The organism is Kribbella sp. NPDC056951 (genome assembly GCF_042674205.1).
Lineage (GTDB): Bacteria > Actinomycetota > Actinomycetes > Propionibacteriales > Kribbellaceae > Kribbella > Kribbella yunnanensis.
In genome coordinates this window covers 317011-340711 of the sequence record NZ_JBHUQZ010000001.1, presented here as the reverse complement: position 1 = coordinate 340711, position 23701 = coordinate 317011, and the positions used below count along the sequence as shown (strand labels likewise).

At 67.2% G+C, this 23701-nt stretch carries 28 protein-coding genes and 1 pseudogene; 13 read left to right on the top strand and 16 right to left on the bottom strand.

Going from position 1 to position 23701, the window contains the following annotated elements; translation table 11 throughout:
* Position 1: 1 nt before the first annotated feature.
* Genes ACFTSF_RS01680 through ACFTSF_RS01660 form a run of 5 tightly spaced genes read right to left on the bottom strand, consistent with a single transcriptional unit; the run spans position 2 to position 4856 of the window.
* The gene (locus tag ACFTSF_RS01680; RefSeq protein WP_380151980.1) at positions 2–319 is read right to left on the bottom strand and encodes an L-rhamnose mutarotase; all 318 of its coding nucleotides are present in this window, start codon (positions 317–319) and stop codon (positions 2–4) included.
* On the bottom strand, positions 319–1377 hold the full coding sequence (gene rhaS, locus ACFTSF_RS01675; protein ID WP_344161486.1) for a rhamnose ABC transporter substrate-binding protein: 1059 nt from the start codon (positions 1375–1377) through the stop codon (positions 319–321). The genes ACFTSF_RS01680 and rhaS overlap by 1 nt, the downstream gene beginning before the upstream one ends.
* An 11-nt stretch (positions 1378–1388) precedes the next feature.
* Complete coding sequence (locus tag ACFTSF_RS01670) at positions 1389–2354, bottom strand: ABC transporter permease (RefSeq protein ID WP_344161484.1); 966 nt, start codon at positions 2352–2354, stop codon at positions 1389–1391.
* On the bottom strand, positions 2344–3363 hold the full coding sequence (locus ACFTSF_RS01665; RefSeq protein ID WP_380151979.1) for an ABC transporter permease: 1020 nt from the start codon (positions 3361–3363) through the stop codon (positions 2344–2346). Before ACFTSF_RS01665 ends, ACFTSF_RS01670 begins: the two co-directional genes overlap by 11 nt.
* A complete protein-coding gene (locus tag ACFTSF_RS01660; protein WP_380151977.1) occupies positions 3360–4856 on the bottom strand; it encodes a sugar ABC transporter ATP-binding protein in 1497 nt (498 codons plus the stop codon). Before ACFTSF_RS01660 ends, ACFTSF_RS01665 begins: the two co-directional genes overlap by 4 nt.
* Before the next feature lie 161 nt (positions 4857–5017).
* Here ACFTSF_RS01660 and ACFTSF_RS01655 point away from each other — a divergent pair, with 161 nt between their 5' ends.
* Positions 5018–6058, top strand: a complete 1041-nt coding sequence (locus ACFTSF_RS01655) for a LacI family DNA-binding transcriptional regulator (RefSeq protein WP_380151976.1) — start codon at positions 5018–5020, stop codon at positions 6056–6058.
* Here ACFTSF_RS01655 and ACFTSF_RS01650 read toward each other — a convergent pair.
* Positions 6038–6688: a TetR/AcrR family transcriptional regulator gene (locus tag ACFTSF_RS01650; protein WP_380151975.1), complete on the bottom strand. Its 651-nt coding sequence runs from the start codon at positions 6686–6688 to the stop codon at positions 6038–6040. The two genes, ACFTSF_RS01655 and ACFTSF_RS01650, sit on opposite strands and share 21 nt — an antisense overlap.
* An 81-nt stretch (positions 6689–6769) precedes the next feature.
* Between ACFTSF_RS01650 and ACFTSF_RS01645 the strand changes: the two genes are divergently transcribed.
* On the top strand, positions 6770–7567 hold the full coding sequence (locus ACFTSF_RS01645; protein WP_380151974.1) for an alpha/beta fold hydrolase: 798 nt from the start codon (positions 6770–6772) through the stop codon (positions 7565–7567).
* 40 nt (positions 7568–7607) lie between these two features.
* Positions 7608–8159 (top strand): DUF4240 domain-containing protein, encoded by a 552-nt coding sequence (locus ACFTSF_RS01640; RefSeq protein WP_344161466.1) that lies wholly within the window; start codon positions 7608–7610, stop codon positions 8157–8159.
* Here ACFTSF_RS01640 and ACFTSF_RS01635 read toward each other — a convergent pair.
* The 4 genes from ACFTSF_RS01635 to ACFTSF_RS01620 are packed head-to-tail and all read right to left on the bottom strand — an operon-like array spanning position 8156 to position 10881.
* Complete coding sequence (locus ACFTSF_RS01635; protein ID WP_380151973.1) at positions 8156–8542, bottom strand: RidA family protein; 387 nt, start codon at positions 8540–8542, stop codon at positions 8156–8158. The genes ACFTSF_RS01640 and ACFTSF_RS01635 overlap by 4 nt on opposite strands.
* A gap of 40 nt (positions 8543–8582) precedes the next feature.
* Complete coding sequence (locus tag ACFTSF_RS01630; protein ID WP_380151972.1) at positions 8583–9269, bottom strand: hypothetical protein; 687 nt, start codon at positions 9267–9269, stop codon at positions 8583–8585.
* A gap of 29 nt (positions 9270–9298) precedes the next feature.
* Positions 9299–10531: an RNA polymerase sigma factor gene (locus ACFTSF_RS01625; RefSeq protein ID WP_380151971.1), complete on the bottom strand. Its 1233-nt coding sequence runs from the start codon at positions 10529–10531 to the stop codon at positions 9299–9301.
* Positions 10528–10881, bottom strand: a complete 354-nt coding sequence (locus tag ACFTSF_RS01620) for a YciI family protein (RefSeq protein WP_380153067.1) — start codon at positions 10879–10881, stop codon at positions 10528–10530. Before ACFTSF_RS01620 ends, ACFTSF_RS01625 begins: the two co-directional genes overlap by 4 nt.
* Before the next feature lie 167 nt (positions 10882–11048).
* On the opposite strand from ACFTSF_RS01620, the gene ACFTSF_RS01615 reads away from it, so the two are divergent.
* Entirely contained in the window at positions 11049–11204 is a 156-nt protein-coding gene (locus tag ACFTSF_RS01615) for a DUF6131 family protein (RefSeq protein ID WP_344161454.1), read from the top strand.
* 77 nt (positions 11205–11281) lie between these two features.
* Positions 11282–11584 carry a YciI family protein gene (locus tag ACFTSF_RS01610; protein WP_380151970.1) on the top strand — a complete coding sequence of 101 codons (303 nt, stop codon included), beginning with the start codon at positions 11282–11284 and terminating at the stop codon, positions 11582–11584.
* On the opposite strand, the gene ACFTSF_RS01605 is transcribed toward ACFTSF_RS01610, so the two are convergent.
* Entirely contained in the window at positions 11576–12358 is a 783-nt protein-coding gene (locus ACFTSF_RS01605) for an enoyl-CoA hydratase/isomerase family protein (RefSeq protein ID WP_380151969.1), read from the bottom strand. The two genes, ACFTSF_RS01610 and ACFTSF_RS01605, sit on opposite strands and share 9 nt — an antisense overlap.
* A 225-nt stretch (positions 12359–12583) precedes the next feature.
* Here ACFTSF_RS01605 and ACFTSF_RS01600 point away from each other — a divergent pair, with 225 nt between their 5' ends.
* Complete coding sequence (locus ACFTSF_RS01600; RefSeq protein ID WP_344161444.1) at positions 12584–13531, top strand: SH3 domain-containing protein; 948 nt, start codon at positions 12584–12586, stop codon at positions 13529–13531.
* 57 nt (positions 13532–13588) lie between these two features.
* Here ACFTSF_RS01600 and ACFTSF_RS01595 read toward each other — a convergent pair whose 3' ends face one another.
* Entirely contained in the window at positions 13589–14866 is a 1278-nt protein-coding gene (locus ACFTSF_RS01595) for an FAD-binding oxidoreductase (protein ID WP_380151968.1), read from the bottom strand.
* Positions 14867–14947: 81 nt separating this feature from the next.
* Here ACFTSF_RS01595 and ACFTSF_RS01590 point away from each other — a divergent pair, with 81 nt between their 5' ends.
* The gene (locus tag ACFTSF_RS01590; protein ID WP_380151967.1) at positions 14948–15679 is read left to right on the top strand and encodes a phosphotransferase family protein; all 732 of its coding nucleotides are present in this window, start codon (positions 14948–14950) and stop codon (positions 15677–15679) included.
* On the opposite strand, the gene sigJ is transcribed toward ACFTSF_RS01590, so the two are convergent.
* Positions 15663–16532: an RNA polymerase sigma factor SigJ gene (sigJ, locus tag ACFTSF_RS01585; RefSeq protein ID WP_344161435.1), complete on the bottom strand. Its 870-nt coding sequence runs from the start codon at positions 16530–16532 to the stop codon at positions 15663–15665. The genes ACFTSF_RS01590 and sigJ overlap by 17 nt on opposite strands.
* Before the next feature lie 88 nt (positions 16533–16620).
* On the opposite strand from sigJ, the gene ACFTSF_RS01580 reads away from it, so the two are divergent.
* The 5 genes and pseudogenes from ACFTSF_RS01580 to ACFTSF_RS01560 form a co-directional block, all read left to right on the top strand.
* Positions 16621–17367 carry a glycoside hydrolase family 16 protein gene (locus tag ACFTSF_RS01580; protein WP_380151966.1) on the top strand — a complete coding sequence of 249 codons (747 nt, stop codon included), beginning with the start codon at positions 16621–16623 and terminating at the stop codon, positions 17365–17367.
* Positions 17368–17512: 145 nt separating this feature from the next.
* The gene (gene trpD / locus ACFTSF_RS01575) at positions 17513–18553 is read left to right on the top strand and encodes an anthranilate phosphoribosyltransferase (protein WP_380151965.1); all 1041 of its coding nucleotides are present in this window, start codon (positions 17513–17515) and stop codon (positions 18551–18553) included.
* Positions 18553–19455 carry a sigma-70 family RNA polymerase sigma factor gene (locus ACFTSF_RS01570; RefSeq protein ID WP_380151964.1) on the top strand — a complete coding sequence of 301 codons (903 nt, stop codon included), beginning with the start codon at positions 18553–18555 and terminating at the stop codon, positions 19453–19455. Before trpD ends, ACFTSF_RS01570 begins: the two co-directional genes overlap by 1 nt.
* 29 nt (positions 19456–19484) lie before the next feature.
* Complete coding sequence (locus ACFTSF_RS01565; protein ID WP_380151963.1) at positions 19485–19886, top strand: YybH family protein; 402 nt, start codon at positions 19485–19487, stop codon at positions 19884–19886.
* 9 nt (positions 19887–19895) lie between these two features.
* A pseudogene (locus ACFTSF_RS01560) lies at positions 19896–20249 on the top strand (GNAT family N-acetyltransferase); the annotation flags it as partial.
* Between the two features lie 27 nt (positions 20250–20276).
* Here ACFTSF_RS01560 and ACFTSF_RS01555 read toward each other — a convergent pair.
* Positions 20277–21191, bottom strand: a complete 915-nt coding sequence (locus ACFTSF_RS01555; protein ID WP_380151962.1) for an aminoglycoside adenylyltransferase domain-containing protein — start codon at positions 21189–21191, stop codon at positions 20277–20279.
* Positions 21192–21235: 44 nt separating this feature from the next.
* Positions 21236–21658, bottom strand: a complete 423-nt coding sequence (locus ACFTSF_RS01550) for a DinB family protein (protein ID WP_380151961.1) — start codon at positions 21656–21658, stop codon at positions 21236–21238.
* Positions 21659–22326: 668 nt separating this feature from the next.
* On the opposite strand from ACFTSF_RS01550, the gene ACFTSF_RS01545 reads away from it, so the two are divergent.
* Positions 22327–23091 (top strand): VOC family protein, encoded by a 765-nt coding sequence (locus tag ACFTSF_RS01545; protein WP_380151960.1) that lies wholly within the window; start codon positions 22327–22329, stop codon positions 23089–23091.
* Between the two features lie 3 nt (positions 23092–23094).
* Here the strand turns inward: ACFTSF_RS01545 and ACFTSF_RS01540 are convergent, their stop codons facing one another.
* Positions 23095–23658 carry a dihydrofolate reductase family protein gene (locus ACFTSF_RS01540; protein ID WP_380151959.1) on the bottom strand — a complete coding sequence of 188 codons (564 nt, stop codon included), beginning with the start codon at positions 23656–23658 and terminating at the stop codon, positions 23095–23097.
* Between the last annotated feature and the right edge of the window lie 43 nt (positions 23659–23701).

Here is a 23701-nt window from a genome sequence, read left to right as displayed (position 1 = left end):
GTCAGTCCTCTGGTAGGTGGAAGATCTCCGGCAGCAGCTGGAAGGTCTCGTCCGGCTGCCCGGCGGTGAAGAACTCCGTCATCTCGGCCTGCCACCGCGCGTTGACCTCGGTGGCCGCCATCGCCCGCTGGGCCGCCTCCAGGTCCGGCGACTCGACGTACCCGATCAGCAGTCCGTCGGCGCGGAGGAAGAGCGAGTAGTTGTGCCAGCCCGCCTCCCGCAACGCCGCCTGCATCTCGGGCCACACGTCGCGGTGCCGGTCGACGTACTCGTCCAATCGGTCCGGCCGGACCTGGAGACAGAAGCAGTAGCGATTCATCAGAAGTCGAATTTGTCGATGTTCTCGGCGGTGAATTCGGTCGGCGGGCCGAGGACGATCTCGCCGTCCGCGCCGACCGTGTACTCACCGAGCTTGCCGGCCTTGAACTTCTCGCCCTCGGCTCCGGTGATCTGTCCCGAGCTCATCGCCGCACCGGCGTACGCCGCCAGGTAGCCGATGTCGGCCGGGTTCCAGAGCGCGAACTTCTTCACCGTGCCGTCCTTGACGTACTGGCGCATCTGGTTCGGCAGCCCGAGACCGGTGATCGCGACCTTGCCCTTGTAGCTGGAGGAGCTCACGTACCGCGAGGCGGCCGCGATCCCGACCGTGGTCGGGGAGACGATCACCTTCAGGTTCGGGTAGGTCTGCAACAGACCCTGGGCCTCGGTGAACGACTTCTGGTCGTCGTCGTTGCCGTAGGCAATCTTGACCAGCTTGAGCTTGGCGTTCTCCGGCTTGGCCAGCTCGGTCTTCATCACCTCGATCCAGGAGTTCTGGTTCGTCGCGTTCGGCGTCGCGGACAGGACGGCGATCTCACCAGAACCGCCGGCCAGCTCACTCGCCATCTTGACCAGGCTCTCGCCGATGCCCTGCGTGGTCGCCTGGTTGATAAAGGCGTCCCGGCAGGTCTTGGAGGCGTCGGAGTCGAAGGTGACGACCTTGATCCCGGCCTTGCGCGCCTGGTTCAGGGACGGGCAGACGGCGTTCGGGTCGTTGGCCGCGACCACGATCACGTTCTGCTGCTGCTGGATCAGCGTGTTGATGTAGCTGACCTGCGAGGACGCGCTGGCGTCGTTTGGACCGACCAGCTTGTAGGTGCCCTTGATTTCCTCGACCGCGACCTTGCCGCCACCGACCTCGACGTCGGTGTACGGGTTGTTCAGCTGCTTGGGGAGGTAGGCGATCTTCAGCCCCTCCTTGAGCGGCGCGTTCGGATCGGCCTTGCCTGCCGTGTTCTCCGGGGCCTTGCTTTGCTGACCCTCGGTACTCGACTTCGTCGTACCGCCGCAGGCAGTCAGCGCCAGGAGCGCTACCGCAACGGTGAGAGGCTTACGCATGGTTCGTCCTTTCAGGTACGACGTTTGAGCAGGTTGGGACCGAGCACCGAGGCGATCAGCAGGACGCCGGTGACGACGTTCAGCGCCTCGTTGGACACATCGGAGAGGCGGAGTGCGTTCTGCAACGAGCCGAGCAGGACGACACCTGCGATGACTCCGGGCAAGGCGCCCTTGCCACCGAAGATCGAGACACCACCGAGCAGTACGGCGGCGACCACCGCGAGTTCGAGGCCGGCGCCGTTGTCGGCGCGCGCGCTGGAGTAGCGCAGCGTCCACAGCACCCCGGCAAGACCCGCGATCACGCCACTGGCGACGTACAGCCAGAACTTCAGCCGACCGGGCCGGATCCCGGCGAACCGGGCCGCCTGCTCACCGGCACCGACCGCGAACACCGCTCGGCCGATCGGGGTGGCGTGCAGGACGACACCGAAGACAGCGGCCAGTACGACGATCACGATCAGGACGTTCGGGATCGGCGTACTGCCGATGGTTCCGGTCACCCAGTCGGTGTAGACGGCCGGGAAGTCGGCGACTGCGCCGTCGCCGAGGACGACGAAGGCGAGACCGCGGTAGAGCGCGAGGGTGCCGATGGTGACGGCGAGGGACGGTAGGCCGAGGACGGTGACGAAGAAGCCGTTGACTGCACCGAGCACCGCGCCGAGGAGCAGACAGATCGGGATGATCGTCTCGATCGGCTGGTTCGCGTTCCAGAGGTAGCCCATGACCGCGCTGGACAGGCCCAGGGTGCTGGCGACGGACAGATCGATCTCGCCGGTGACGATGACGAGGGTCATCGGGAGTGCGACCAGGGCGATCGGCAGCAGGTCTAGGACCAGGAAGCCGAAGTTCTGGCCGGTCCCGAAGCTGTCGACACTCGCGGCCGCGATGATCAGGACGATCACCGTGATCGCGATGATCGCCACGTTCCAGTTGGCCAGGCGGCCGGCCCTCGTGGTTTCGGTGAGCTCAGCTGACATGGGAGCCTCGCTTCTTCAGACCGGTCGCGACCCGTACGGCGACCAGCCGGTCGGCGCCGATCGCGAGCAGGATCAGGCCGCCGACAATCGCCTGCTGCCAGAACTGGTTGATCTCGAGGACGGCGAGCGCGCTGCCGATCGTGGTCAGCAGCAACGCGCCGAGCGCTGCGCCCCAGACGGTCCCGCTGCCGCCGAACACCGCGACCCCGCCGACTACGACTGCCGCGACGACGTTCAACTCGAGGCCGGTGCCAGCTGCGGCATCGATCGTGCCGAACCGGGCGGCGAACAACACTCCTGCCACTCCGGCCAACGCGCCGCTCACCAGGAAGGCCCCGACGGTACGGCGACCAACCGGAATGCCGGCGAGTTGCGCGGCCTGCGGGCTGGAGCCCATCGCATACAACTCCCGCCCGGTCCGGTAGTTGCGCAGGACAACGGCTGTGACGACGAGGACGAGGAGTGCGATCAGCACCAGGTATGGAACCCCGAGCAGTGTCGCGTTGCCGAAGTCCAGGAATCCCGGCGGGAGCTCGTCCGCGTTGATCTGACTGCCGCCGGCCCAGAAGTACGTGACCCCGCGGACGACGTACAGCGTCCCTAGCGTCACGACCAGCGCGGGAATCCTGCCGTACCGGACCAGGACGCCGTTGAGCACACCGCACACCCCGCCGACCGCGGCACCGACGAGCAGCGCGAGAACTACCGGCGTACCGGGGTTGTTCTGGAGCAGCGTGCCGACAGTGAAGGCGCTCAGGCCGAGGACCGAGCCGACCGACAGATCGATGTTGCGGGTGATCACCACCACCGCCTGGCCGACCGCCAGAACGGCCAGGATCGCGGTGTTGAGCAGGATGTCGCGGATGCTCTGCCCGGACAGGAAGCGTGGGTTGGAGATCGCGGTGACCGCGACGAGCAGTCCGAGCGCGATGACGATGCCCAGCTCACGAGCCCGCAGTACGACGCCCAAGGTGTTGCGACGCGGCGCTGGCAGTTCCACAGCCGTCATGCCGTCGCCTCCTGACCGGTCGCGGCGAACATGACCGACTCCTCGGTCGCCTCGGCGCGGGTCAGCTCGGCGACCAGGCGGCCCTCGCGCATCACCAGCACGCGATCGGCCATTCCGAGCACCTCGGGCAACTCCGACGACACCATCAGTACGGCGACTCCTTCCGCGGCGAGGCTGGACATCAGCCGGTGCACCTCGGCCTTGGTACCGACGTCGATCCCGCGGGTCGGCTCGTCGACGATCAGCACCCGCGGTCCGGTCGCGAGCCATTTGGCGAGCACGACCTTCTGCTGGTTGCCACCCGACAACGTGCCGACCTCGTCGGAGAGTCGCCCGTACTTCGTCTTGAGACGCTCGGTCCATTCCTTGGCCGAGCGGCGTTCGCTGCTGCCGGTGAGGAAGCCGAGCTGGGACAGCGATCGGGACCGCGGCAGCGTCACGTTGCGCTCGATCGACAGCTCCATCACGAGGCCTTGCTGGCGGCGGTCCTCCGGGACGAGCGCGACTCCAGCGGCCATGGCCTGCTTGGGGTTCTTCGGTTTGAGGGTCTTGCCGAGCACCTCGACCGTGCCGGCGTCGCGCGGGTCGACGCCGAAGATCGACTGCACGACCTCGGAGCGACCGGAGCCGACCAGACCTGCGAGCGCGACGATCTCACCGGCTTTCACTTCGAACGAGATGTCCTTGAAGACCGGGTCGCGGGTCAAACCTTGTATGCGCAGGACGGTCGCGCCCGGTTCGACGTCCTGCTTGGGGAAGAGTGCGTCGAGGTCGCGGCCGACCATCCGGCGAACCATCTCGTCGACGCTGGTGTCTTCAAGGAGATCGGTCGACACATGCTTGCCGTCGCGCATGATCGTGACGCGCTCGCAGAGTGCGGTGATCTCCTCGAACCGGTGCGAGATGAACAGCAGCGCGGCGCCGTCGTCGCGGAGTGAGCGGGCGACCGCGAACAGCCGCTCGACCTCGACGCCGGTGAGGGCGGCGGTCGGCTCGTCCATGACGACGACGCGGGCGTCGACCGAGAGTGCCTTCGCGATCTCGACGAGTTGCTGGTCGGCGATCGACAGACCGCGGGCGGGTCGACTCGGGTCGATGCTCACGCCCAGTCGCGTGAAAAGGCGCGCCGCTTGGGCGACCATCGCGGCCCGGTCGATGGTGTTGAAACGACCCAGTGGCTGACGGCCCATCGCGATGTTCTCGGCCACCGACAGGTCCGGGAACAGGGTCGGTTCCTGGTAGATGACCGCGATCCCGGCCGCCTTCGCATCCGCGGGTCCGGTCAGGGCGAGCGCCGTACCGTCGAGCTCGAGCGTGCCTGCGTCCGGGCGGTGGACGCCGGCCAGCATCTTCACGATCGTGGACTTCCCGGCGCCGTTCTCGCCGACCAGGGCGTGCGCCTCCCCGCCGTACAGGTCGAAGGAGACGTCCCGGACCGCGGCGACCGCGCCGAACGACTTCGACACGCCACGGACCCGCAGCAGTGCCGCCATCGGTCACCTCCCGGTCGCCTCTGAAAGGTTTCAAAGTCTTGGGAGGAAAGTACGGGTGACGGCTTGCGGGCGTCAAGGGGTGGAGTGCGGATTGCGCAGATCTCGCGGTACGCTTCGGCACCTAAGACGTTTCAACGTTTGACCTGAGGCGGGGAGGTTGCGTGGTCGACGACACCCGGCGCCGCGGGCACACCGCCGGCGTGAAGGCGGTCGCCGCCGCGGCCGGCGTCTCGCTCGGCACGGTCTCGAACGTGCTGAACCGGCCGGAGATGGTCAGCCCGCTGACCCGGGCCAAGGTCGAGGCCGCGATGGCGTCCCTCGGCTTCGTCCGCAACGAGTCCGCCCGGCAACTCCGCGCGGGCAGCAGCCGGATCCTCGCGTACCTGATGCTCGACGCCGGCAACCCGTTCTTCACCGATGTCGCGAAGGGTGTCGAGGAGGCGGCTCGCGCGGCCGGCCTGTCGGTCTTCCTCTGCAACAGCAACGAGGACGTCGAGCGCGAGGCCGACTACCTCGACCTGCTCGAACAGCAACGCGTTCAGGGCGTGCTCATCACCCCCATCGACCAGCACTCGTCGCGGCTGCGCACACTGCCAGCGCGCGGTACGCCGGTTGTGGTGGTCGACCGCGCGATCGACGACGGCGAACACTGCTCGGTCGCGGTGAACGACATCCTCGGCGGTGAGCTCGCGATCGCCCACCTGCTCGAGCTCGGCCACGAGCGGATCGCGTACGTCGGCGGCCCGCTCACGATCGGCCAGGTCGTCGACCGCCGCGACGGCGGCCGCACCGCCCTCCGCAAGGCCGGCCGGTCCGAGGACGACCTGATCGAGATCACCACCGGCGCCCTCACCGTCGCCGAAGGTAGGGGCGCAGGGCAACGACTTGCCGGCCTCCCCGCCTCCCGCCGCCCGACCGCCGCCTTCTGCGCGAACGACCTACTGGCACTGGGATTACTCCAGCAATGCGTGAGCCTCGGCCTCCGCGTCCCCGAAGACCTCGCCATCGTCGGCTACGACGACATCGAGTTCGCCGAGGCGGCCGCCGTACCCCTCACCTCGGTCCGCCAGCCCCGCCAACTCCTCGGCCGAACCGCCGCCGAGTTGCTGCTCGACGAGTCCTCCAACCCCGACCACGAACACCAACGAGTCACCTTCACCCCAGAACTCGTCGTACGAACCTCAACCCGCGGCACCGCCTGAAACGCCGTACGAGGCCAGGAAGACGTCCACCGCTCGGTCGGCGAGGGTGGTGAGTTCGCCTGGTTTGGGGCGTTCTCGGGTGCCGGCGAACATGGCTCGGTTCATGGGTTTGTACATGACGAGGCCGGCGAACTGGTAGGCGACGAGGGTGGGGTCGTCGAGTTTACGGAGGAGACCGCGATCGGTCAGACCGGTTAATGCTTGACCGAGGGTTTCCAGGGACTTTTCGAAGCCGCTGGTGAACCAGGCGCCGCAGACCTCGGGGAAGCGGTCGGCCTCGGCGATGACAAGGCGCCGGAGCTGCAGGACGTGGTCGGCGGTCAGGCTCTCGAGGAGCCGGAACGCCAGTGCACGCAGGGCTTCGCGGGCATCGGTCGCGCCGTCGAGAGTTTCGGCGTACGCCTTGGCGAGGTTGACCGCGAGCTCGTCGTTCGTGCCGAGGACGATCTCGGCGAAGAGGCGTTCCTTGTTCTCGAACTGCTTGTAGACGGTCTGTTTGGAGACACCGGCCTTGGCCGCGACCTCGTCCATACTCGCGCCGAGATAGCCGTGCTGGAGGAACACCTCGGTGGCCGCCCCGCGGATCGCGCGGCGTTTGGTGGCAGTGCGGCCTTCCGGGTTCAGCTCCATACCCGAAATCATACTAGACAGTCTAGTTTTCCGTCGAGTACTGTACGGTCTAGTTCCGAACGACCCGCTGAGGAGAAGACCATGAGCACCGTGAAGTCCGCCGACGGCACCACCATCAGCTACGACGTGTACGGCGAAGGTCAGCCGCTGATCATCGTCGACGGCGCCACCGCCCACAGCGCGGTGAACCCGCTGAACGCCGAGACCGCCAAGCTGCTGAGCGACCAGTTCCGCACCTATGTCTACGACCGCCGCGGCCGCGGCCAGAGCACCGACACCGCGCCGTACGCGATCCAGCGCGAGATCGAGGACATCGCCGCCCTGATCGAGGACGCCGGCCAGCCCGCGATCGTCTTCGGCTGGTCCTCCGGTTCACTCCTCGCGCTCGATGCCGCAGCCGCCGGTCTCCCGATCTCCCAGGTGGTCGCCTTCGAGCCCCCGGTCGTCGTCGACGACTGCCGCCCGCCGCTGCCCACCGACTACGTCGAGCAGCTCGAAGCCCACATCGCCGCCGGCCACCCCGACCTGGCCGCCGAACTCTTCATGACCGCCGCCGTCGGCCTCCCGCCCGAAATGGTCGCCGGCATGCGCCAGTCGCCGTACTTCCAGCCCGTCGTCGACGTAGCCCACACCATCTCCTACGACGGCCGCATCATGGGCACCACCATGTCCGGCAACCCCCTCCCCGCCGACCGCTGGACCACCCTCGACGTCCCCGTCCTCGTCCTGTACGGCGACCAGACCTGGCCCACCCTCATCCCCGGCGCCAAAGCAGTCGCCGCCCACGTCCCCACCGCCACCCTCAAATCCGTCCCCGGCGCCGAGCACAGCACCACCCCCGACGTACTGGCGAACACCCTGCGCGAATTCGCCGGATGAACCCCTCCCCAATGAGCTGGGGTTTTGAGACGCTTTGAGGGTGGACAGGGACGGGTTCTGGAAAGCGGTGGAGGGTGCGCGCGAAACGGTGGACGACACCGTCGCGGATCCGGATGGGGTTGCGGACGCGCTGACGCGGGACCTGGGTGGGCTGACGGCCGAGGAGATTGCGGAGTTCGGGATCGAACTCGCGCTGCTGCAGGTCGAGTCGTACCGGTGGGATCTGTGGGCTGCCGCGTACCTGATCAACTCGGGGGCTTCGGAGGACGGGTTCGACTCGTTCCGGGGCTGGTTGGTCGCGCAGGGGCGGGAGACCTGGGAGGCCGCGCTGGTCGACCCGGACTCGCTGGCCGACGTGGTCGACGAGGACCGGCCGGACGGGTTCGAGGGGTTCGACGGCGAAGGGATGCTGCACGTCGGGAGTCACGCGTACAAGAACGTGACCGGCGACGAGTCGGCGTACTGGAAGGCTGTTGAGGCGCAGGTCCCGGACACTCCGGACCTGCCGGCGGGCGAGGAGATCGACTTCGACGACGAGGACGACCTCCACGACCACCTGCCGCGGCTGGCGACGCTGTACCTCGAGGCTTAGCCGACTGCGATGACGTCGATCTCGAGGAGCCACTCCTCGGCGTAGATGTCGCAGATGATGATGGTCAGCGCCGGCGCGTGGCCCTCGAGGACCTCTTGGCGGATCTCGGAGTTCGCGGCGCGGTACTGGCGGTCCGACAGGTATGTGTTCACCTTGACGATGTTCTGGACGCCCATGCCGGTTTCGGCGAGGACAGCGAGCACGTTGCGCCAGACCATCCGGCACTGGTCGTCGAACGACTCCGGGACGCGGCCGTCCTCGTCACCCCAGGGGACCTGACCGCTGACGTAGACCGTGCGCTCGCCGCCGGTCACCAGGACGCCGTGCGTGTACTGCCCGGTCGCCGCGGGCAACAGCGGCGGATCCAGCTGGGTGATCTCCATGATCAGACTCCTCCCTAACCTCTTGGGGGAGTTGTATCAGTTAGCCGGGTTCACCACCGAGGCGTTCGATGGCGGTGCGCAGGCGGCGGCGCCAGGCTGGTTGGCCGGCTTCTTCGTCGGCTGCGGCGAGGCTGACCAGGTGCTGCGCCATCTCGAAGCCCTCGGCGACCTGTGAGTCCAGGTCGGTCACTGCGGGCTGTGGCTCGTACTCCGGCTCGTCATGGTCGAAGCTGATCGGTCGGCTGGCCCAACCGAACCCGTCCGGTACCAGCAGCTCCGGCGTGAGCACCTCATGGCTGAGTGACGACAGCTCCTTGTCACCGTTGCCGATGCTGAAGATCGTCGTACCACGACGCCGTACGTCGCTGATGCGCTCCAGCAGGGTGTCCGCGGGGTCCTCCTCAGCCACGACCAGGAGTGACTCGCCACGACCTGCGTCGCGCAGGCGATCCAGTCCGATCGCGAGGTGCGGTGGTGCGTCCGGTGGTGGCGCCCAGCGGACCAGGGACGGGCGGATGTTCTCAACGCCGGCCCGGTGCAGTTCGTCGTCCAGGTGCGCGGTCAGGTGCCACGGCTCCTCGTCGACCGGGCCGAACAGCATCAGCCCGCCGGTGCGCGTCGTGTACCGCCGCAGTGAGTGGCCGAAATCCCGAGTCTGTGTGCCCAGCTCGGTCCCGGTCAGCATCTCCCGCAGGAGCGACGCCCTCGTCAGGTCCACAGCTCCCACTTGATCACACCTGCGGGGCTAACGCGACTTCAGCTCAAGCGGTCCGCCTTGGACTGCAAGTAGTCCCGCTCCGGCACACTCGTCGTACGGCGGGCTGCCAGTAGGTAGCTCTCTCGCGCAGCCGCCGCATCACCGGCCATCTCGAGCAGGTGCGCGCGGACAGCCTCCAAACGGTGGTGTTCGGTCACGCGGCCGTCGGACTCCAACGGCTCGAGTACGGCGAGACCCTCCTTCGGGCCGACCGCCATACCGACTGCCACTGCGTGGTTGAGCTTCACCATCGGGTTGTCGACGAGCTGCTCGAGTACGTCGTACAGAGCGACGATCTGCCGCCAGTCCGTGTCCTCGGCGCGCTCGGCGGTGTCATGAACCGCAGCGATCGCCGCCTGCACCTGGTACGGCCCGATCTGCGTGTGAGTGAGCGCATCGGAGACGAGCGCTTCACCCTCGACGATCGCCTCCTTGTTCCACAGCGACCGGTCCTGCTCGCCCAGCGGGACCAGTGCACCATCAGTGGTTGTCCGAGCCGCCCGCCGTGCGTCGGTGAGCAGCATCAGCGCCAGCAACCCAGCCACCTCACCGTCATCCGGCAGCAGCTTCCGCACCGCGCGCACCAGCCGGATCGCCTCACCAGTCAGCTCAGTGCTGTGCAACGCCGTACCGGATGAGGCTGTGTAGCCCTCGTTGAAGATCAGGTAGAGGACATGCAGTACGGCGCTCATCCGCTCGGACCGCTCTGCCTCGGGCGGCAGCTCGAACGTGCTACCTGCCTGCTTGATGCCACGCTTCGCCCGGCTGATGCGTTGCGCCATCGTCGACTCCGGCACCAGAAACGCCGCAGCGATCTGTGTGGTGGTCAGACCGCCGACAGCGCGCAGAGTGAGCGCGATCTGCGAAGCCGGCGAGAGTGCAGGATGACAGCACAGGAACAGCAACGTCAGTGTGTCGTCCTGCCCGCCCGCATCGTCGATTTCAGGGCCTGAGGCAACGAACTCTTCCGGAGTGGCAAGCTGCGCGGCGTTCTCCTCACGCTTGCGCCGGGCCGACTCGCCGCGCAGCAGATCCATCAGCCGACGCGACCCGACGCGGATCAGCCATCCACGTGGGTTGTCAGGCACTCCCTCGTCCGGCCACTGCTGTGCAGCAGCCAACAGCGCTTCCTGCACAGCCTCCTCGGCCAGATCGAAGTGACCGTAGTGCCGAACCAGAGCACTCAGCACCTGTGGTGTCTGCTCACGCAGGAGCAGTTCGAAGTCCTTCACATCTCCAGCCCGGACGGATCCATCACAGGACGCACCTCCACTGCGAGATACTCCGCGTCCGGCATCCGCGCGGCGTAGCCGATCGCCTGGTCGATGTCCTCGCACTCGACCACGTAGAACCCGGCCAGGTGCTCCTTCGCCTCCGCATAAGGTCCGTCTGTGGTCGTGGTCGCGTCATCACGCACCGAGACCGTCCGACTGGTGATGGGGTCGGCCAGACCGGCCGCACTGACCAGTAGGCCGTGGTCAATCAACTCTTGCGTCAGCTCGCTGTGCGCACGCGTCAGACCGTCGCGTTGCTCGGCAGACAGCCCGGCCCAGCTCTCCGGACTGCTGTAGATCATCAGCATGTATTTCACGGCCACCATCCTCTAACTCGTCCGAGCCTCTCACCAGGTACGTCGAGACCGCGGCAGCGACTTCGACAAACGATCGTTGGAGATTGCCGTTCGATCCGGTGGGCACTGGAGGAGCGGCCGCCGTTCATTCCGCCGGGCGGCTCTCGTAAGGAGGCTCCATGCTCATCCTCGGTTTGATTCTGTTGTTGCTCGGGTTCTTGCTGAAGATCTCGATCCTGTGGACGATCGGCATCGTGCTGCTCGTGGTCGGAGCGGTGTTGTTCCTGCTCGGGTCGACCGGCCGTGCGGTCGGCGGACGCCGACACTGGTACTAAGCCGCAGCAGAACACAACCCCGCGGGCCGATCCGGTCCGCGGGGTTTCTGTCGGAGCCGATGGTTACCGTGGTCGCCATGAGGTACGTCGTGATGATCTTCTCGTCCACCACCCCCGCTCTGGATGCGGTGCGGGCCGAGCTGACGGCGAGTGGTGAGCTGGTCGCGTCCGAAGGGCTGATGCCACCGACCGACGGCCGGATCGTTCAGATCCGCAACGGGACTCAGGTGGTCACGGCCGGGCCGCTCATCGAGAAGTCACTCGCCGGGTTTCTGCTGATCGACGTACCGGATGAGGCCCGGGCGCAGGCAGTGGCCGCGCAGGTTTCGACAGCGGTCGGCGATCGGGTCGAGCTGCGAGGCACGTTGATCTCAGCGTGAGTGCCAGGGGAAGCGCGGCGAGCGGCGCTCCCCGAAGGCCTTGATCCCCTCCGCCAGCTCGCCGCTCGCGATCGTCTCCTGGTAGCGAGCCAACGCGGCCGCGTCCGCATCCGTCTCGGCCAGCAGCGCGTTCACGGTCTCCTTCGCCGACCGAATCGTCAGCTGCGACCGCGACACCAACGTCGCCGCGAACTCATCGACCTCCGACTCCAGATCGAGCTCGCCGACCACCCGATCGACCAAGCCCTTGAGCTCGGCCTGTTCCGCGGTCAGCAGCTCACCACTGAACAGCAAGTACTTCGTCGTCGCCGGACCGACCAGATCGAGCAAGACCTTGATCGCCGCCGGCGGGTACACGACCCCGATCCGAGCCGGAGTCACGCCGTACGTCGAACCGTGCGCCGCGAACCGGAAGTCGCAGTTCACCGCGATCTCCAGCCCACCGCCGATGCAGTGACCGCGGACCATCGCGATCGTCGGCTTCGGGAACTCGCGCAGCGCCTTCTGCGCCCGCAGGTTGAAGGCCCGCAGCTCGGCCATCGGGTCAACCGGGTCAGCACCGGAGATCAGTTCACCGATATCCGCACCGGCGGAGAAGCTCGGCCCGGCCCCGGTCACCACGAGCACCTTCACCTCGTCGTTCGCGGCCAACTCAGCCAGCAGACCCGGCAGCGCCTCCCACATCGCCCGCGTCAACGCGTTGCGCTTCTCCACCCGATCAATCACCAGCCGAGCGACCACGCCGACCTGGATCTGAAACCCGAGCTCATCCATACCCGCAGTGAACCAGCACAGACCGTAGCCGCGCCGCCTGCTGGATCACACCAAGCGTTTGATCTCGGATCGGTTACATCCGAATAGCGGGCAGATCACGCTCAACACCCCTTCGGCATGTTCGCAATGCGTTAAAAACGCCGGTCGATTGCGAACCTTTGGCGGATCTGTGCTTGACTCCTCCGGTCGATAACGTTTTGGTCTCGGCAGATTGGGTTCAACGTAATGACTGCAGGACGGCATAGACAGGCGCGGCACCGTCAACCGCGCCCGAAGCTGATCAGCCCCGGCATCGTGAAGGTGGCGATTCCCGGAGCGGCAGTGGCCCTGGTGGCCACCGGTTCCGCCGCCGCACTTCCTGGCCAGCACGACGTCAAGGTGGACACCCCGATCGCGAGCTCGTCCCTGCAGCTCGCGCGCGATGCGGCCACCAGCCGGGATGCACTGCGTCCCCCGCTGAACCTCAACTCAGCGAAGCCTTCCGCGGCGCCCACGCCGAAGCACCTGAAGAAGCAGGCGCCGATCCCGAAGGCGAGCGCGACCAAGACGCGCGCCGCGGCCAGCCTGCCGCCGAAGATCGTCGGCTCGAAGTTCACCACCACCGATCTGAACGTGTGGACCATCCCGCTGACCGGCGTCCTGCTGGACGTCCTGAAGCGCGGTACCAAGGTCTCCGTGACCGGCAAGGTCGACGGCTCGTATGCCGAGATCGTCAGCAACGGCAAGTCCCGCTGGGTCAAGGCGCAGTACCTGTCGGCCACCAAGCCGGTCGAGAAGGTCGCCGGCAGCGTTTCGCAGGCCGCCTGCAAGTCGGGTTCGTCGGTCGAGTCCGGTGTCACGCAGGACGTGGTCCGGGTCCACCGCGCGATCTGCAACCTCTTCCCGAGTATCTCGTCGTACGGCGGCCTCCGCTCGGGCGACAGCGGTTCCGAGCACTCCTCGGGCCGCGCGCTGGACATCATGGTCAGCGGCGCCACGGGCCAAGAGGTCGCGGACTACCTGCGCGCGAACTACAAGAAGCTCGGCATCAGCCAGCTGATCTGGCAGCAGCACATCTGGACGGTCCAGCGCAGCAGCGAAGGCTGGCGCGCGATGGAGGACCGTGGCGGCGCCACGGCCAACCACTACGACCACGTGCACGTGAGTGTCTACGGCAACTCCGGCACCGTCTGAGTTCCACCCCGCAGCAGCCCGGTCCTACCCTCCTAAGGACCGGGCTGCTGTGCCGTTTCAGGGCTTGATGTTGGCGTTCAGGTGGAAGAAGTTCGTGGGGTCGTAGGCCCGCTTGACCGCCCGCAGCCGCTGCAGATCGGCCGGGCTGTACGACGTCTCGGCGCGACCGTGGTCGCCGAGGAAGTTCACGAACGTGCGGCCCGAGTCCGGGAGCAGACCGGCCGGCAGTTCGCGGTCGATGATCAGCGAGAACTGCGCCTGGCGGTGGCCGACCGGGCCGGCGCCCGGACCGGGGTGAGCCATCGCGCCACTCCAGTGCCGGACCTCGATGGTCGGCTCATCCTCGATGCCGGTCAGTGCGTCGATCACGTCGTCGGTAAGTTCGTCGAGGAAGTCCAGGTGGCGAGCCGGCGTCCCGCCCATCGCGGCGTCGGCGTACTCGATCGTGGTCAGCTCACCGGCGAGCCGCGGACCGGCCACCGCGAACAACGGCTTCAGCAGGTGATCGGCCAGCTCGCGCGTTCCGGCGTACAGGACCTTGATCGCGACCGCGCGCTGTTCGGTACCGGGGACGCGAGTCAGGACGACCGCGGTGCTCAGCTCGTTCGGGATCGTGGCGGTCCAGTCGCGGTAGCGGCGCAGGATCTCGGCGGCGCGATCGATGCCGTAGTAGACGATGCCGGCGTGCACCTGACGGACCGGGTACAGGCGAAACTCCAGCGACGTGACGATGCCGAGGTTGCCGGTACCGCCGCGGATCGCCCAGAACAGGTCCGGGTGCTGCTCAGCGGTCGCCGTCACCACCCGGCCGTCCGCGGTCACAACCTCGGCCCGGATCACGCTGTCGGCCGCAAACCCGTACTTCCGCGCCAGCCAACCGACCCCACCACCGAGCGTGTACCCGGTGACACCGACGTCCCGCGACGATCCCGACAACGGCGCCAACCCGAACTGCCGCGCCGCATCGATCACCGCACCCCACCGCGCACCCGGCGCGACCTTGGCGATCCGCCGCTCGGGATCCACGAAGACCGCCGTCATCGGCGTCGTCTTCAGCAGGATGCCGCCATCGGCCGGCAGCTTCGTCCCGTGCCCGGTCGCCTGCACAGCCACCGGTACGCCGTACTCGCGCCCGACCCGAACCACCGCCTGCACGTCACTCCGGCTGAACGCCTCAGCCACCAGCACCGGCCGCGAGTCCACCGAAGGCACGATCGCCCGCCGCTGCACGTCGTACTCGGCCTCACCCGGCAACCGCACCTTGCCGTTGAACCCCGACCCAAGCAGCCCGGCCACCAGATCCCGCCCTGTCGCCACCACAACCTGCGTAGACATCTCGTTCCCCTTCGCCGTTTGCTCTCACCCACACGTCGAAGCAGAACCGCCCAGATTGACACCCGGCGCAAACTTTTCTCGATGACCTTCACCAAGCAGTTCGCGTCCGCGCCGCGCGGCGAACCAGACCGCGAGTGGGCCGCCCTCACCCTGCTGGCGGCCGCCGTACCAGACCTGGTGCCCACACCGCTGTCCCGCGGACCCCTGTGGGTGACCATGTCGCGCGTCCCAGGCAAGCCCCTCACCGACCCAGCGACACCTCAGCAGGTTGAAGCCGTGAGCGTCGCGCTGGAGCGGCTCTGGTCAGTCGGCATACCCGCGCTCGGCCGCTCAGCGCCTGTGCTCGCCCCGCTCGACTACACCGCCCTGATCGACAGAACTCTCACGGCGCTCGTCCCGCTGCGCGAGCGCACTGACGTCATCGGCCGGGCCGCCGTTGCGAGTGCCGGGCTCGACTGGTCCGGCCTGTTGGTGATCCACGACCCGGTCGTCGCGCACGGCGACCCGAACCTGGCGAACTACCTCTGGGACGGAACGTGCTTACGCATCGTCGATTTCGAGGACGCAGGGCTCGGCGACCGCACCATGGAGCTCGCCAACCTCCTCGAGCACCTGGCCGGCCGCCGTACCGACTGGACCCCACTGCTCAGCCGCTGGCCCGTCGACCCGGCACGTCTCCAGACCGCCCGCACGCTGTGGGCCGCGTTCTGGCTCGGGCTGATCGGTCCCGGCGGCCCCAGCGCTTCACGAAACCCACCCGGTACGGCAGAGGCCCAGGCTCAGCGGCTGCTGGACCTCATCGCTCCACAGTGAGTTCGGCGAGCCGGTCGGGGTCGGCGAGGATGTTGAGTTCTGTGATCTTGCCGTCGGTGATGGTGAAGGCCATGACCGACTGGATGCGACCGTTGACGACGGTCACACTGCCAGGGACGCCGTTGATCAGCGCGAGCTCGGTGTACGGCGCCAGGCGGGTGAACATCAGCGCCTGCTCCACGACCGCCAGCGCACCGCGGACGACCTTCGAAACCGCCGGTCCGCTGTCGCCATCGCCTGCATCGGCCCGCAGTACGACGTCCGGGTCGAGCAGCACCAGCAACCCCTCGAAGTCACCATCACGCGATGCGGCCAGGAAGGCGTCCACGATGGCGCGCTGACGACTGGGGTCACCGTCGTTGGCCGGTGCGCCCTGGACGCGCCGCCGAGCCCGGCTGGCGAGCTGGCGTGCGGCGGCCGGCGACTTCCCGACGACCTCCGCCACCTCATCGAAGCTCAGCCCGAACATGTCGTGCAGCACGAACGCCAACCGCTCAGCCGGCGCCAGAGTCTCCAGTACGACGAGGAGTGCGAGCCCCACCGCATCTGCCTGAACCGCCTCGTCCTCGGGCGCCCTGGTGTCCGCCTTCAACGAGACCGGGTCGGGTACGAAGGTGTCGAGTGAATCCTCACGCCGCGACTTCCGGCTCCGCAGCATGTCCAGGCAGACCCGGGACACCACAGTGGTCAGCCAGCCGGCCAGATTGGCCACTTCACTCACGTCAGAGCGACTGAGCCGCAGCCAAGCCTCCTGTACGGCGTCCTCGGCCTCGCTGCGCGAACCGAGCATCCGGTACGCCACCCCGCGCAGGTGGTCCCGCTGCTCCTCGAAACTCCGCGCCAGCTCGTCCACTGCTCGTGCTCCCCTCCTGTTGCCCGTCCGGTCATTTCCTTGACGTATCGCGACCACATCATGTGACACGGTGCGAAGATCTTGAGACATGACCTTCTCTGACGACTTCGACGGCCCAGCACTCGACCTGTCCGTCTGGTCGCCGCACTACCTGCCGCAGTGGAGCTCGCGCTCCGCGACAGAGGCCACCTATGCGCTGAGTGATTCCTGTCTGACGCTCAGCATCCCCACCGACCAGGGACTGTGGTGCGCTGGGGACCACAAGCCGGACCTGCGCGTCTCAGCCCTGCAGTCCGGTAGCTACTCGGGTCCTGTCGGCAGCATTGTCGGTCAGCAGCCGTACCGCGACGGACTGCTCGTTCAGGAGGAGCAGCCGCCGTTCTGGGGCTGGACTCCCTCTGGTGGACGCGTCGAACTGCGCGCTCGCGCCGATCTGAGTCCCCGGTCGATGGCTGCGCTCTGGATGGTCGGACTGGAGGATCAGCCCGAGCGGTGCGCCGAGATCTGCATCATGGAGGTCTTCGGCGACGCTGTGGTGCCCGGTGAGTCCGCTGCGGTCGGCATGGGACTCCACAGCTTCCGTGACCCGTCGGCCGCCGAAGACTTCGAGGCGGTCCGGCTGCCGATCGACATCCGCGAGTTCCACACCTACTCGGTGGAGTGGTCCGACGGCGTGGCGGAGTTCAGCGTGGACGGTACGCCGATCCGCCGGTGCACGGGTGCGCCGACGTACCCGCTGCAGTTGATGCTGGCGGTGTTCGACTTCCCGGACCGGTCCGTCGGTGACGACGAGCACCTGGTGCCGACGTTTACCGTCGACCACATCGTTGCGTAGGATCACAGCCATGTTCATGCGCGCGGGGATGTGGTGGGCCGTCGACTAGACGGCTGCTTCCGCGTGTAACCACTCCGGCCGTCTCTTCCGAGGCGGCCGTTGTCATGTCTCCTCGTGAGAGCGGTCCTGTTCCGAGGACTTGCTCATGGCAACCGCACTCCGGACCTGGTCCGGCCTCATCTCCGCTCTGCTCAACGGCTCCGACCTGACCTCGGCGGACACCAGCTGGGCCATGGACCAGGTGGTGCTGGGCGATGTCTCCCCGGCGCAGATCTCCGGCTTCCTGATCGCACTACGCGCCAAGCGCGAGACAGCCGATGAGCTACTCGGCATGGCCACTGCGCTCCGATCGCACGCGACGCCTGTGCGGATCGACGGCCCCTTCGTCGACATCGTCGGGACTGGCGGCGATCGGACCGGTGCGGTCAACATCTCCACCATGGCTGCGGTCGTAGCAGCCTCAACCGGAGTGACCGTGGTCAAACACGGCGGCCGAGCCGCCTCCTCATCTGCAGGTGGCTCTGCCGATTTGGTCGAGCAGTTGGGCGTCCCGCTCGATCTGTCTGCGTCTGAGGCTGCCAAGTCGGCCGCTGACGTTGGGCTCGCCTATCTGTTCGCACCGCGGTTCAACACCGCGCTGCGCCACGTGGCCGTCGTACGGCGGGAGCTCGGCGTACCGACTGCGTTCAACGTGCTGGCGCCACTACTGCACCCGGCTGATCCACAGCACCAGCTGGTCGGGGTGGCGAATCCGCAGCTGCTGCCAGTGATCGCTCAAACCCTTTGTCAACAAGGGAAAACGGCACTGGTCGCTCGTGGCGATGACGGGTTGGACAAGCTCACGACGACCACGTTCTCCCGGCTATGGCTCGTTGCTGACGGCAGTGCGCGCGAGACGGTCTTCGATCCGCGTAGCGTCGGTCTGCGGCCGACCACGTTGCCAGCCCTGCGCGGTGGCGATGCGGCGACGAACGCCGGCACACTGCGTGCCTTGGTCAACGGCTCCGCGCCCGGCCCGGTCCGGGACGTCGTACTGCTCAATGCTGCGGCCGCCCTGACCACACTGGACTTGCAGCCCGACAATTTCCTCGACCAACTGGCGGCATGTCTCGACGTGTGCCGGGCCGCACTGGACAGTGGCCGGACCGCTGCGCTACTCGAGCGCTGGACAGTACGCTCAGCGTGATGGACACGTTCGAGCAGCTCGTCGAGCCGTGGCGCGGTGAACTGCACGCGCACTGCTACCGCATGCTCGGCTCGTTCGCCGACGCGGAGGATGCGGTCCAGGAGACGTTGCTGCGGGCATGGAAGAGCCTGGACGAGTACGAGGACCGCGGCTCGATTCGGCCCTGGCTCTACAAGATCGCCACCAACCGCTGCCTCACGCTGATCGAGCGCCGCGGTCGGCGTGAGCTGCCGGTCGATGCAGAGGAGGCTGCTCTGTGGCTAGAGCCGTATCCGACCAACCGCCTCGACTGGACCACCCCCGAGACTCGAGTGGCGACGCTGGAGTCGGTGGAACTGGCATTTGTCGCCACCCTGCAACACCTGTCGGCTCTGCAACGCGCGGTACTGCTGCTGCGCGACGTACTGGCGTTTGCTGCGCGCGAGGTCGCTGAGCTGCTCGATACGTCAGTGGCTGCGGTCAACAGCGCACTGCAACGCGCGCGGGCGGTAGTCGGGTCAGTTCCGACACAGCAGACCACTCTGCGCGCACTGGGCGAACCTGCGCAGCGACACCTGGTACGGCGGTACATGGCCGCGTGGGAAGCCGGTGACGTCGACGAGATCGTGGCGATGCTGGCGGACGACGCGAAGTACTCGATGCCGCCGCTGCCGCAGTGGTTCGCCGGGCGGGCAGCGATCCGGACGTTCCTGGAGGAAGGGCCGCTGCAGAGCCAGTGGCGCCTCCTGCCGGCCAGTGCGAACGGCCAGCTCGCAGTGGGCACGTACATCCTGGAGGGCGATCGCTACGTGCCCGCAGGACTCGATCTGCTGGTCCTTCGCGGCGGTGAAATCGCAGAGGTCGTGTCGTTCCTGGAGGCGGAGTTCGCTCCGTTCGGATTGCCGACCGAACTGCCGCGATGAGTTTCCGGCGGTCGCCGGGTTCTATGGGCATGACAGACGAACAGCAAGTCCGCACCCTGATCGAGCGCTGGGTCACCGCAGTCGACACCGGCGACCTGGCCACAGTCCTCGCCGACCACGCCCCCGACATCGTCATGTACGACGTACCGCCGCCGTACGAGGGTGTGCGCGGGCTAGAGGCCTACCGGGAGACGTGGCCCGGCTTCTTCGAGTGGCAGCAGTCCGGAGCGTGCTTCGAACTGGAGTCGCTCGACGTGACAGCCGGCGCCGATGTCGCGTTCGCCTTCGCTCTCCTGCGATGTGGCACGCCAGACGAGTTCAAGACCAACCCTGACCTCCGGCTCCGCCTGACCATTGGCCTGCACCGTCAGAACGGACGGTGGACCGTCACTCACGAGCACCACTCGTTCCCGCTGCAGCAGCTCTCGTAGGGTGGTGGGGTGGAGTCCTCGGTGTTCCTGCGTCCGCTGGAGCTTGCTGACATCGCGACGTACGCGGACTGGGGTGCAGACCGCCGCCTGTGCGAACACGCGGGTTGGACTGTCGATCTGCCGCGGCCGGCGCACGAGGCTCATTGGCAGCGCACGCTCGAGAAGGGCGAGCTGCTGCGCCTGGCGGCAGTCCGTGGCGACGAGGTGATCGGGTACGTCGACCTTGCCGGGACCGACTCGGATCACCGGGAGCTCGGTTACGTTGTCGGCCCCTCGACCCGCTGGGGTGAGGGGCTGGGGACGACCATCGCCCGACTGGGTCTGGAGCACGGCTTCAGCGTGCTGAGTCTCGACTGGGTCGACGCTGAGGCGGCCGAGACCAACCAGGCCTCAGTGCGCATTCTCCAGCGGTTGGGGATGACCGAGACCGACGCCCGCGGCGTTGACACCTACCTGGGCGTTCCCACGCCCACTCGGTGCTTCCGCATCAGTCGCGAGTCGTACCTGCTTCAGAACCCAGTCCCTGAAGGAAAGTAGCGCCGTACCGTCCCAGTCGTGCCCGTCGGTCTCTCGCTCCGCAGCGGAGACCGGCGTGGCGCTCCGGTAGCAACTCAGCGCCTGCTCCACGACCGCGTGGTGCGCTTGCGGCAAGTGCTCACGCGCCCACACCGCACCCTCTTCCTTGCTGAGCACAGTCCCAGGTCCCAGCTCCAGAGTCGCCAGAACACGGCATGCGTTCAGCACGCCGTAGTACGGCGACTTGAGCAACGCATCACCTGCCATCACGTCCTGCAGGTCCATGAGCACGGCGGACAGGTAGTCGTCGTACGGGACCGGTGCGAACACCTCGTCTGGCGGCGGACCGCTCAGCGCCACGCCACGCTTCCTGGTGACAGTGATGTGCGCAGCCAAGTCGGGATCAGCACCTGAGCCTGTGTAGTCCACCTGGTTGCCGAGAATCGCGTCAGTCCAGGCTGCGGAGTAATGGACCTCGTAGGGGCGCGGGTGCTCATGAGTCGCGGCCTGCTCAACCGTGAGCACCGACATCTCAAGATCACCGAGCACCGGCCGCGCTGCCGCCGTACCGGCGAACCCTCTGGCTATCCGCTCCCGCTCCGCCGCACTCAGCGGCGCGGGCACTACCACCAGCAGGTCCACGTCACTCTTGGCTCGGTAGAAACACCCCATGGCCAACGACCCGTGCACGTAGGCCCATCCATCCACCAGACCAGCCGCCCGCAACACATACTCGCGAACATCCTCGTCACAGTCCGCCCAAGACTGCGCCCGCCCACTCACGTGCATGCCCGAGACCCTAGCCCGCACCCATCACTGCTGCACCGCGATTTTCAGCGCCCGACAGCCCCGTCGATCTGCTCCCGCAAGATGTCCGCGTGCCCGGCGTGCCGCCCAGTCTCCTCAATCATGTGCACCAGCAACCACCGCATGCTCGACGTACTCCTCTTACGCGCAATCGCAGGCGCAGCAGCCGTCAGGTCGTCGTACCCCGCGATCACCTCATTAGCCTCCCGGACCGCCTCCCGGTAGCCCGCCACCACCGACGCCACAGTGTCCTTCGCACCCGGCCGCATCGTGGCCGGCCAGCTCCGCACATCCGCCCCCAGGAAGTAGTACCGCTCCACAGCAGTCAGATGCTTAACCAGCCCCAACACACTCGTCCCCGACGACACCCCCGCCGTCCGCACCCCCGGCTCCGGCGCCCCCTCAGCCTTCCGAGCCACCCCCTCCCGCAGGTAGTCAAGAAACCCCACCAGAGTCTCCTTCTCACTGCCACCAGTCCCCGGCGGCCCCAAATCACTCTTCTTCGTCACCCGCCCACCATGCTGAGCACCTGTCACCAAAACAAGAATTTTCGCCGTACTAGCAACACCCGCGACCGACCGCGCGCCATATGGCTCTTCTGACCTATCCGTGGGTCGCACGGCGTGCAGTTGTCGCGGGTGTGAACAGGAAATGGGGGCCTTGAACAAGACATAACTTGTTCAAGGCCCCCGCACCGCGTGCGCACCCCCGGGATCCGTCCTATGGACTCCGACGGCGGACCCTGTGCCACTGTCCTCCCGTACAGCCACTCACGCAGGTCATGCTGAGCGTGAGCAGCCCGAGCTGCACCGTGTTGGACAAAGCCGGCGGTCCGCCCCGCCCCGCATCACCTCTACTCGGGGCACGGTGGCTTCGGTCGCCGTGCCGTAGCAGCGGCCGGCCCGTCGAGTGGAAGGAGACTGCTGCCAGAAATCGATATCCGGCAGCACAGTGCTCCCAGTCGACGACCCACTCCCCACACTCGCCGACCACACCAGCCGAAACCTGCGATCACGCGGCACCCGCCGGTCCGACAGATGCGCCGAGCTACCCCACGGATCAGTCAGGAGAGTCCCATATGGTGGGTGATTCGACCTCGAAGCGTGCGGAGGTAGCTGTGGCACATCTTCTGGCGGACGACGCTGGGATGACCGTCTACATCGGATGCCCTCGTTTGCTCGGTGGTGAGGATGGCGGGACGGTGCTGTCCGACTTCTACCTCGCGGTGCTCGGTTGGCCTCGGTACGACGCATACGGCACGTTCTTCCTGTCGCGAAGCCCCAAGTTCCGGATCGGGTTCGACGGTGACGGCTGGTCGGAGCAGCGGCCACCGCGCTGGCCCGACCCGGAGTACCCACAACAGCTGCACTTCGACATCGCCGTACCGGATCTGGACGCCGCCGGCACCCGCGTCACCGCCGCCGGCGGGGTGCTGCTGCGGGACGACGCCGACCACCGGGTCTATGCCGATCCCACCGGACACCCGATCTGCCTCTACCCCTCCGAGGCGGTGACAGCTCCGACTGTCGCCCGGCTGGTGTACGACTGCTTCAGCCCGCGCTCGCTGGCGCGGTTCTACGAGGGCTTCCTCGGTGCGCCGGAGCGACTCGAAGACTCACCTGAACGCGTCGTGCTCGACCTCGGCGACGACGATCTGCCCAACCCGGCGTTCCAGCACGCAGAGTTCCCCGCTCCCCGGTGGCCCGATCCCGCCTACCCGGCGCAGCTCCACGTCGACTACCGGTTCACAGTGGACTACGAGACTCCCCACTACCTCACCCCAGCAGCCAAGGCCGCCATGGCACGTGCGGAAGAGCTAGGCGCGATCCACCTCCGGAACGCGGTCTACGCCGACCCGGCCGGGCACCCGTTCTGCTTCTGAGGTTCAGCGTCTCGTCTCGTACCTGGCCAGGGTGATGCCGCCGGAGAATGTCCGCGTCTCGATCAGGTTCAGGTTCACCCAGCTGTCGAGTGCGGTGAAGAACGGCGTACCGGCGCCCACCAGCACGGGGTGGGTGACGATCTCGTACTCGTCGATCAGGTCGGCTCGCATGGCTGCTGCGGCTAGTGTGGCGCCGCCGACTCGCATGGGAGCGCCGTCTTCGGCTTTGAGGCGGGTGATCTCCGGTACGGCGTCGCCCGTGAACAGGCGGGTGTTCCAGTCGACCTTGTCGATGGTGGAGGAGAACACCACCTTCGGGGTATCCCGCCAGTTGCGTGCGAATTCGATCTGCGCCGGGGTCGCGTCGGGCTGTTGGTCGCCGGTTGGCCAGTGGGAGCTCATCGTCTCCCACAACTTGCGCCCGTACATCAGCAGCCCGATCGCCAGCTCCTCGTCGAGCCAGAACTGGAACAGCTCGTCGCTCGGCACGCCCCAGCTGATGTCGTCGCCAGGCGCGGCGATGTAGCCGTCGAGGGACCGGTTCATGCCGTAGATCAGTTTCCGCATGGCGCCATGCCTTTCTTCAGTCCGGTGACTGTCACCCCTGCAA

What these genes read in the sequence shown, in the direction of transcription:
- ACFTSF_RS01680 (WP_380151980.1), bottom strand. Translation starts at nt 319, where the DNA reads ATGAATCGCTACTGCTTCTGTCTCCAGGTCCGGCCGGACCGATTGGAC.
- rhaS (WP_344161486.1), bottom strand. Translation starts at nt 1,377, where the DNA reads ATGCGTAAGCCTCTCACCGTTGCGGTAGCGCTCCTGGCGCTGACTGCC.
- ACFTSF_RS01670 (WP_344161484.1), bottom strand. Translation starts at nt 2,354, where the DNA reads ATGTCAGCTGAGCTCACCGAAACCACGAGGGCCGGCCGCCTGGCCAAC.
- ACFTSF_RS01665 (WP_380151979.1), bottom strand. Translation starts at nt 3,363, where the DNA reads ATGACGGCTGTGGAACTGCCAGCGCCGCGTCGCAACACCTTGGGCGTC.
- ACFTSF_RS01660 (WP_380151977.1), bottom strand. Translation starts at nt 4,856, where the DNA reads ATGGCGGCACTGCTGCGGGTCCGTGGCGTGTCGAAGTCGTTCGGCGCG.
- ACFTSF_RS01650 (WP_380151975.1), bottom strand. Translation starts at nt 6,688, where the DNA reads ATGGAGCTGAACCCGGAAGGCCGCACTGCCACCAAACGCCGCGCGATC.
- ACFTSF_RS01645 (WP_380151974.1), top strand. Translation starts at nt 6,770, where the DNA reads ATGAGCACCGTGAAGTCCGCCGACGGCACCACCATCAGCTACGACGTG.
- ACFTSF_RS01635 (WP_380151973.1), bottom strand. Translation starts at nt 8,542, where the DNA reads ATGGAGATCACCCAGCTGGATCCGCCGCTGTTGCCCGCGGCGACCGGG.
- ACFTSF_RS01620 (WP_380153067.1), bottom strand. Translation starts at nt 10,881, where the DNA reads ATGCTGATGATCTACAGCAGTCCGGAGAGCTGGGCCGGGCTGTCTGCC.
- ACFTSF_RS01615 (WP_344161454.1), top strand. Translation starts at nt 11,049, where the DNA reads ATGCTCATCCTCGGTTTGATTCTGTTGTTGCTCGGGTTCTTGCTGAAG.
- ACFTSF_RS01610 (WP_380151970.1), top strand. Translation starts at nt 11,282, where the DNA reads ATGAGGTACGTCGTGATGATCTTCTCGTCCACCACCCCCGCTCTGGAT.
- ACFTSF_RS01605 (WP_380151969.1), bottom strand. Translation starts at nt 12,358, where the DNA reads ATGGATGAGCTCGGGTTTCAGATCCAGGTCGGCGTGGTCGCTCGGCTG.
- ACFTSF_RS01600 (WP_344161444.1), top strand. Translation starts at nt 12,584, where the DNA reads ATGACTGCAGGACGGCATAGACAGGCGCGGCACCGTCAACCGCGCCCG.
- ACFTSF_RS01595 (WP_380151968.1), bottom strand. Translation starts at nt 14,866, where the DNA reads ATGTCTACGCAGGTTGTGGTGGCGACAGGGCGGGATCTGGTGGCCGGG.
- ACFTSF_RS01590 (WP_380151967.1), top strand. Translation starts at nt 14,948, where the DNA reads ATGACCTTCACCAAGCAGTTCGCGTCCGCGCCGCGCGGCGAACCAGAC.
- ACFTSF_RS01580 (WP_380151966.1), top strand. Translation starts at nt 16,621, where the DNA reads ATGACCTTCTCTGACGACTTCGACGGCCCAGCACTCGACCTGTCCGTC.
- trpD (WP_380151965.1), top strand. Translation starts at nt 17,513, where the DNA reads ATGGCAACCGCACTCCGGACCTGGTCCGGCCTCATCTCCGCTCTGCTC.
- ACFTSF_RS01570 (WP_380151964.1), top strand. Translation starts at nt 18,553, where the DNA reads ATGGACACGTTCGAGCAGCTCGTCGAGCCGTGGCGCGGTGAACTGCAC.
- ACFTSF_RS01565 (WP_380151963.1), top strand. Translation starts at nt 19,485, where the DNA reads ATGACAGACGAACAGCAAGTCCGCACCCTGATCGAGCGCTGGGTCACC.
- ACFTSF_RS01555 (WP_380151962.1), bottom strand. Translation starts at nt 21,191, where the DNA reads ATGCACGTGAGTGGGCGGGCGCAGTCTTGGGCGGACTGTGACGAGGAT.
- ACFTSF_RS01540 (WP_380151959.1), bottom strand. Translation starts at nt 23,658, where the DNA reads ATGCGGAAACTGATCTACGGCATGAACCGGTCCCTCGACGGCTACATC.